This is a genomic window from Moorena sp. SIO4E2 (assembly GCF_010671945.1).
Taxonomy (GTDB): Bacteria; Cyanobacteriota; Cyanobacteriia; order Cyanobacteriales; family Coleofasciculaceae; genus Moorena; species Moorena producens.
The window spans coordinates 1-7,985 of record NZ_JAAHIE010000354.1; the positions used below are offsets into that span (position 1 = coordinate 1).

Here is a 7,985-nt window from a genome sequence, read left to right on the forward strand (position 1 = left end):
TACCTCTAAAGCCCTGAAAAAGCAAAACCATTGCTGTGGATATTGCGGACACAGGTTACTAAGCGATGAAGTTGTACACCTCCATCACATAGATGGAAATCATGACAACTGGAACCCTAAAAACCTAACAGCAGTCCATCAAAGCTGCCACCAATATATACACAGTAGCCAAAAAGATACTTAGGAGCCGTATGCGGCGAAAGTTGCACGTACGGTATGACAGGAGAGGTGCTCCCCTTAATAGGGGACATCGACTCTAACTTCTGGAGCCACTGGCAAGATGCCAGTTCTACCCAGGGCTTATTCCGCAGCCACTGGCAAGATGCCAGTTCTACACAGGGACTATTACCCAGCCACTGGCAAGATGCCAGTTCTACGCAGAGCCGATTCCCCAGCCACTGGCAAGATGCCAGTTCTACACAGGGAATCTTCTGCAGCCACTGGCAAGATGCCAGTTCTACGCAGAGCCGATTCCCCAGCCACTGGCAAGATGCCAGTTCTACACAGGGAATCTTCTGCAGCCACTGGCAAGATGCCAGTTCTACACAGGGAATCTTCTGCAGCCACTGGCAAGATGCCAGTTCTACACAGGGAATCTTCTGCAGCCACTGGCAAGATGCCAGTTCTACGCGGGGCTTATTACCCGGCCACTGGCAAGATGCCTATTCCTGCCACTGGCAAGATGCCTATTCCTGCCACTGGCAAGATGCCAGTTCTACGCGGGGCTTATTACCCAGCTACTGGCAAGATGCCAGTTCTACCCAGGGCTTATTCCCGGGCCACTGGCAAGATGCCAGTTCTACGGAGGGGAAAGGGAAAAGGGAAAACAGGGTAAAGGGCAAGAGGGCAAAAGGGTAAAGGGCTAAAGAGTCCACGCACACCCACACATAACACGGAAACCAATATAGGTGTCGAGGTGCCCAAAGGCTGGATAAGACTTGTGGCGAGACCCAGAACGGCAGTAAAGAGGGGAGATAACCCAACAACCGCCCCGCAACAGCCGCTGATAATTATAATTTTCATTATCATATTGCCAGGCACTGTCATCTGTCGGGGCACCTTGATAGTGTGAGTGCCAATGGTCTGCACACCACTCCCACACATTCCCATGCATATCGTAGAGTCCAAACTCATTGGCCACCCCAAAACTCCCCACTGGGGTTGTTTCCTTAACATATTTGCCTTTGGAACCAGACCCATAAGTATAGTTGCCATTATAGTTAGCTAGGTCGGTTGTAATGGTCTCACCAAAATGAAACGGAGTCGTTGTACCTGCTCGACAAGCATACTCCCACTGGGCTTCACTGGGCAAGCTATAAGGCCGTTTCGTATACTGGGACAGCCGCTCACAAAATTCCACCGCATCATACCAGGAGACCTGCTCTACAGGTCGGTCTTTCCCTTTAAAATAGGATGGATTGGGTTTAAGTTCTGTTTTGACTTGGCGTAGGGCGGCCACAGCTTGCCATTGGGCTTGGGTAATTGGGTATTTGCCCATGAAGAAGGATTTAACGGTGACTTGATGCTGGGGACTTTCACTGTTGCTATGCCCCTCTTCTGTTTTTGGGGAACCCATGATAAAGCTCCCTTCGGGAATGGCAACCATCTCTAACTCAATGCCATTCCCTAAGTCTTGGGTAAAACCATCAGCTTGTTGCTGATGACGGTTAATAATTAGTTCTGTTTCTTTTCTCAACCAGCCTGTTTGTTTCAACTCAATAGTTGCCACTTCAAAGTCAAAAGGTTCTAGCTCAATGTCTATTGATGCATCTGAAGAGTGACTAGAAATGCGTTCCAAGTGTTCAGCTAAAGTAGCATACTCTCCTCCCAAGCGATGCAAAACCTGAGTAGTAATCTGGGCAAAAGGCATTATCTTCTGTTGAGTAACTTTATCCCACTTAAAATCGGCAGACAGCAAAGCTGTAAAATTCTTAATATATATACCGAATTTGCGGGCAATATATTGGGAAACTTCCTCCAAGACTGCATCAACATCTGGAATCGGAACGGAGTCTACTAGTAAGTCTCTGACTCCTTCGACAAACTCATACTGAACTATCTCCCCTTGAGAGGAAACGGGTTGTAAAAGACCACTCATGAATACTTCAGCAACATGAACCTGCATCGACTCTGGTAGCAGAGTTTCTTGGATAAGATAAACCACAGGCAAACTGACAGGAACTGCTGCCATCAATCCCGCTAAACGTCTTGCTGTTGGGGATGCTGTTGTCCGAAATCGCTTCACCAAATCTACTGCAGATAGTTGATTTTGAGCTGTTGATAAAGCTTGGGGTAAAGACGCGACTAAAGATAACTCCAACAAAATCCCAGCGGTTTGGGTATTCCCTACCCCAGCCACCACTCGCGACCATTGTTTGAGAGAATCAGGTTCTAAGGTAACCACAGGTAAGGTTAAACTGTTGGCAAGATCGACATCTTCCCAAACTGGTAGTCCATCGACTAGGAGCTGAGGGTTGGGGATACCTGGTGCTAAAGCACTTAATTGCACGGGAAACCCAGCCCCTAGTGCAGTTCGTCCCCACAGCCGTTCTGGCAAGAGTTGTACAATGGCTAGGGAGCCTGCATTAGACCAGAGTTTCAACAGGTCATGGATTTTACCTTGACGCCAGATTGGAGATATGCAATCACTAATTAACAGGATTAATCGCCTACCTGCGGGGTCTAATAATTCCTTTGGGCTGCGGAAACCTTGTTTATTTCCTGAGAAGTTACCCTTGGGAAATAGCTTGATTACCCCATCATGATCAGTTTTTAAGCCCCAAGTGCGAACATCTCGAAAAGCGCCTTGAAGTTCAGTCAGTTTCTGAAACTCAGCGATTATTTCTTGCCAAATGACTGTTGAACGGGATTCCTCCACCACCAGTGCTAAATCTAACCAGCGTTCCGGTGCTGGCTTGAGTACAGGTGTCCAAATCTTTTTTTCCACAATCTGGGTAACGGTTTCCTCTTCATCAAGAACCGTCTGAGTTTGAGAGGGAACTTTCCGCATCAGGGCACGCAACGCCCTTGCTAACCCTAGAGTTTGGCGTAATGCTGGAGCAGCGGGTGCTTGAAAGGGAATGCCTTTAGATACCGTTTTCTCTGTTGAGTTATCTGTTGAGTTATGGGGTGAGGAAGGGGGAAGATGAGCAGAGGCAGTAGGTGGAATAGAAGCAGATTTAATGGGTGGTGTTAATTTAGCATCAGGCTGCGTTTTAGGCGTTTTAGTTTTGGTTTCAATAACAGTTTGAGAATCTTCAATAGGTGTTTCCTTAAGGGAAGTTTCCTCAACCTCAGCGATTTGAACAGCAGGTGTTTCCTTGAGGGAACTTTCCTCAAGCTTAAGGATTTGAACAGCTAACCAGAGGATATCGACAATTTGTTGAGCATCTAAATCTAACTCAGCCCGTTTGAGGTGAGAATTTAGTGCAGCGATACCCAAAGTTTCTGGTTTCATCATCCATCCTCGCTGCTGGTTAAATACTTAAGTAATTGTTCAACTAATTTTTCTTTTTCTTGACCAGTGGGCGAAAATTCACGAGTCATCAAGTAAATAACATTGAGGAGTTGATCGGTTGCTAAATCTCCCTCTTTACGTTTTTCCAGAAATTGCTCAATTAACTCCTGAGCTTGTTTGGCAATCTCCGGCTCTGTACCCAAATGAGCTGCCACAATTTTTTCTAACTCTACATCATTGGGTTCCTTCATATTCAGCCGCAGACAGCGCCGCAAGAAGGGGGGCGGAAAGTCTCGTTCTCCATTGCTAGTTAGAATTAGCAAGGGAAACGCTTTACAGCGTATTCGTCCTTCTGTGATATCAACTTTGATATCTTTGGCAGTTGGCTGATTTTTATCTTTATAAGCGGTTCGTACTGGTACTGTTTCCAACTTTTCTGAAATCCGAACTAATTCGGGTATCTGAAATTCTCCCTCTTCAAACACATGAAGCAAATCATTAGGCAAGTCTATATCACTTTTATCAATTTCATCAATCAGTAGCGATCGCGGCTTATCTGATGGTAATAGTGCTGTACCCAAAGGGCCAAGTTGAATATAGTTACCAATTTCTTTGAGATTATCCTGATTAGTCTTATCCTGTTGCTGAGCATCCTGTAGACGACCGATGGCATCATAGGAATAAAGACCATCCTTCAAGGTTGTCCTGGTTGTAATCGGCCAGTATAACACTTCACCTAATTTTAACTCATAAGCAACCGCATAAGCTAAGGATGTTTTTCCAGAACCTGGTTTTCCGGTTACTAATAAAGGACGACGCAGGTAAAGGGCTGCATTGACTAAATCAATTTCTTCAGAACGAGCCTGAAAGGTAGCACCCCGTCGTTGCGCCTTGTTGATATTCCCATCAAACTGACGCCAACTCGGTGGAGGGGGTAATAGCTCGTTAATTTCCCCATCAATAGGTTTGCCAGTGCCTTGAAATATTTTCCAATTATTCATATCACATAGAGTATTCGATACTAGGGGGCAAGCGCTTGGGGTCTTCCCATAATAAGGAAAGATGCTGTCCAATGTGAGTATCTGGAGCGGTAGGGAAATGGTCTAAGCGTTTATTTTTGACTACTTCAGGTAGTTCATGAACACAGCAACAGTTTAGAAGTCCATCAACCTCTTTTTGGCAATTGTTGGATAAATTCTGCCTTAACCATAAGGCTACGGGGATAGCTGCTTTCAGGATTACGGCAAATACACTACCTTTACCTACCTGTAAAGGAGCCTTTACCAGTTTAAGTCCAATAATATTGTTTTTACTTAATTGGACAAACAATACTTTCAAATCCTGACCATCACCTGACACAAAAGCATTACAGGCAGAGCCTTGACTTAGTTGTTGGAAGAAATCCCACTTTTGTTGCCAACACCCTTTGTGACGACTGTAAGTTTGTAACAATCGCTCTGCTGAACGAACTAATACCTGATAATGACAGCCAATTGGTGTCGGAAAACCAAATTCATCATCAATTTCCCAAGTATCAACCGCTTGATTCATCAGAGCAAGGGGAAGAAATAATTCAATCGTTAAGTTTCTCCAGGAATATTTAGTACTAACATCTAAGAATAATTGGAGGATTTGCGGTATCTGATCAGCCGTAACGGTTTCCGGAAAAGATCCAGGATTAGAAAGTGAATCACAATCTATAACACTATCATTTTGCCTAAACCAAGCATCAACAAAATACTGCTCTTCTTTATTTGGATTGCTCACTAAGTTTTGGTTGCTAGCCTGAACAACTACCATTAAATAAGAGTTGGTACTTTTTGGTTTATTATCTACCTCTCTCAACAACTCTGAATATCCCTCGATATTCTGCTGACACCATTCCTTTAACTGATTAGACAATGATCGAGGCAGTTCGGAATCTGTGACTAAGTAACCCACCCAGCGCTCAATTCTGGTATATTCCGAGCTTCCTTGGGGCATCTTTTTTAAATCTTCAAAAATCCCTGTTAAATTATCTGGTACAGGATTAGGCCAATCCTCAGGAGAACAAGCGTGGTATGCCCTTTGGCAATATTTTAAGATTTTATTTTCAAAGGTAGTTAACAACTTTAGTAAAGCTTGTGTATTATCTTTTGTTTCTTCTAACTGCTTTAGTTGATGATTACGCTGTTGTTCAATCTTCTCCATCTCCTTAAGGATATTGTCAAGCTGTAATTGCAGATTATTTTTTTCCTGAGGATTGCTGGTAAAGCGCTTATTTTCGTCAACGTCTTTGTAATCTTTTTCTAGCTTATTTAGGTCAGACTCCAGGCTTTCAATCAGGAGTTTTTTAGCTCTACTCATCCCCATTTTCTAGTTCATGAAGCTGTTGTTCAATTTTCTCCATATCGTTAGCTAGATTTTCCAGCTGTAACTCCAGATTATTTCGCTCCTGAGGATTACTTTCACGACGCAGCTTTTCTGCAAAATCTGTGTAGTCTTGCTCTAACTTTTCGAGGTCTTGCTTAAGGCTTTTTATTCTGAGCTGTTTAACTCTAGAAGGTTTTTTGCGAACCTTACTTTTAGTAGTTGAAGGGACTTTCTGTAAAGGTGAATTTTCCTGAGTCACCGCATCAGGTTCAACGGATTTAAACAACTGTCCTCCCTCATTATCCTCCCAACGCAGATAAAGCACCGGACGATACCACTGATTCCCTTCAATACCCATAGCACTTTGTCCCCGACCCAATGCGATCGCTAATGACTCTTTTTCCCCCACTGAATGATAAAACTCTTCCGCAAACGCACTAGCGGCATCGACTCTGATGGAATAGGTCATCGCTACTACAGCAGGAATACCTCCACCAATCAAACTCTGTGCCACCCCATTGAAGACAGACTCACTCTTACGAGACATGGCACTTTGGCAAGCACTCAGAACAACTAAAGCAATTCCCGGTTCTGAATGGGGTTGCTCCCAACGCTGCAAATTACCCAATAGTTCTCCCAGTTCTTTGGCACTGACATAATCAGCGTTACCATCTGAGTCTTCAAATACCAAATAACCTTGAGCTTGTCCCAATGGGGCACCGCATTCACACTGAGTTGCCTTGTGGTTATAAGTCTTTCTGCACTCTACTTGATTACAGCGCTTGCCAAAAAAGCCATGTCCATCAAAATGCAGAACCTGAGGCACTGCTGAGGTTTGGCGCTCTGACAACCGCCTGCGGAGTGCTTTGAGTGTAGCAGATTCTAAAATTTCCAGTTGGATGTGCCCTTTTTCCTGAGCCTGTTGCAATCCGTTTGCGATCGCATCTGGTTCAACATCAGGTAAATATGGCATTCCCATTCTCTGATCTCCTGTCCCAGAGGAAATCAACAAGACATTGAGCCGTTCAACTCGGGGTAAATTAGGACAAGGACTACGATAGGCAATATAGCGCGAGAAGGTCACCCCTTGGTGGGCTAGAAATCCGTACTGGTTATGGAGTAATTCCCAAGGATAATCACTAAAGCGGACAGGTTTGGGGTCTTCTGCTGGAAACCGCAACCGAATATGTAAGAAAATGCGATCGCGTTTAGCCTCTGCTACCGCTGTCTCTATCACCTGCTGAATGTCTTGACCTAATAGTTGATAGAGCTTACGCCCAATAGTAGCCAAGTAGTCAGGCTCAAAAGCATTCCGCTCCGGTAGCAGCAGTTGCTCACGTACCATCCAAGCCTGCTCATCTTCCGAAAAGTTATCCTCTTTGAACTTAGTTGACTCTAATATCTTAACTACCGTGAAACGTCTGTCCTGGACATCGGGAGTCTGACTATCCAGAAAAGGCAGACCAGGTTCATGATGGACTTCTCCTGATGAACCCTCCACAGTCACTTTGAAGCAATCTTGCTTGCCTTCAATGGGATAAAATCGCAGTTCCAGCAGTGTCATTCCAAGATTTGCACCTTATCAGCTATGGCGAAAATTAACTCTAGTTAGTATATCATCTGATTTTCTTTGGTATCGCCAGCAGAACACCCTTAGCTTAACATTTTTACGGCTAATTATAGGGTTTATATTTGATTTGTGAACATAGGAGTTATGGAAAAAGGGAGCAGTAGGAAAGAGTTTGGATGATTTTTTAGTGTTATTAAAAATTAGGAAGATTGTTCATGACCTATTTATAAACGCTATAAGCTTTTGTAGAACTACTGGCAAGATGCCAGTTCTACTTCTACAATCACTGGCAAGATGCCAGTTCTACTTCTACAATCACTGGCAAGATGCCAGTTCTACTTCTACAATCACTGGCAAGATGCCAGTTCTTCTACAATCACTGGCAAGATGCCAGTTCTACTTCTACAATCACTGGCAAGATGCCAGTTCTACTTCTACAATCACTGGCAAGATGCCAGTTCTACTTCTACAATCACTGGCAAGATGCCAGTTCTACTTTGACAATCACTGACAAGATGCCAGTTCTACTTCTACAATCACTGGCAAGATGCCAGTTCTACTTTGACAACGACTCCCTACTCCCTACTCCCGACTCCCTACTCCCTG

Annotated in this window: 8 protein-coding genes; 3 read left to right on the forward strand and 5 right to left on the reverse strand. The window is 44.2% G+C overall.

The genetic code is table 11. The features are described 5' to 3' along the window. A partial coding sequence (locus F6K37_RS26915; RefSeq protein ID WP_287253428.1) for an HNH endonuclease occupies nucleotides 1-184 on the forward strand: 184 nt, incomplete at its 5' end. A gap of 161 nt (nucleotides 185-345) precedes the next feature. On the opposite strand, the gene F6K37_RS26920 is transcribed toward F6K37_RS26915, so the two are convergent. After that, nucleotides 346-615, reverse strand: a complete 270-nt coding sequence (locus F6K37_RS26920) for a hypothetical protein (RefSeq protein ID WP_287253429.1) — start codon at nucleotides 613-615, stop codon at nucleotides 346-348. Nucleotide 616: 1 nt separating this feature from the next. Here F6K37_RS26920 and F6K37_RS26925 point away from each other — a divergent pair, with 1 nt between their 5' ends. Then, a complete protein-coding gene (locus tag F6K37_RS26925) occupies nucleotides 617-835 on the forward strand; it encodes a hypothetical protein (protein WP_287253430.1) in 219 nt (72 codons plus the stop codon). A gap of 27 nt (nucleotides 836-862) precedes the next feature. On the opposite strand, the gene F6K37_RS26930 is transcribed toward F6K37_RS26925, so the two are convergent. From F6K37_RS26930 to F6K37_RS26945, 4 genes are read right to left on the reverse strand one after another with little or no spacing between them, the layout of a single operon-like run. Continuing rightward, on the reverse strand, nucleotides 863-3,460 hold the full coding sequence (locus F6K37_RS26930; protein ID WP_287253431.1) for an SAV_2336 N-terminal domain-related protein: 2,598 nt from the start codon (nucleotides 3,458-3,460) through the stop codon (nucleotides 863-865). Continuing rightward, the gene (locus F6K37_RS26935) at nucleotides 3,457-4,458 is read right to left on the reverse strand and encodes an AAA family ATPase (protein ID WP_287253432.1); all 1,002 of its coding nucleotides are present in this window, start codon (nucleotides 4,456-4,458) and stop codon (nucleotides 3,457-3,459) included. Before F6K37_RS26935 ends, F6K37_RS26930 begins: the two co-directional genes overlap by 4 nt. 1 nt (nucleotide 4,459) lies before the next feature. Continuing rightward, nucleotides 4,460-5,803: a VMAP-C domain-containing protein gene (locus tag F6K37_RS26940; protein ID WP_287253433.1), complete on the reverse strand. Its 1,344-nt coding sequence runs from the start codon at nucleotides 5,801-5,803 to the stop codon at nucleotides 4,460-4,462. Continuing rightward, nucleotides 5,796-7,373, reverse strand: coding sequence for a CHAT domain-containing protein (locus F6K37_RS26945; RefSeq protein WP_287253434.1), 1,578 nt, complete (start codon nucleotides 7,371-7,373; stop codon nucleotides 5,796-5,798). The genes F6K37_RS26940 and F6K37_RS26945 overlap by 8 nt, the downstream gene beginning before the upstream one ends. Nucleotides 7,374-7,705: 332 nt before the next feature. Between F6K37_RS26945 and F6K37_RS26950 the strand changes: the two genes are divergently transcribed. Beyond that, a partial coding sequence (locus F6K37_RS26950; RefSeq protein ID WP_287253435.1) for a hypothetical protein occupies nucleotides 7,706-7,985 on the forward strand: 280 nt, incomplete at its 3' end.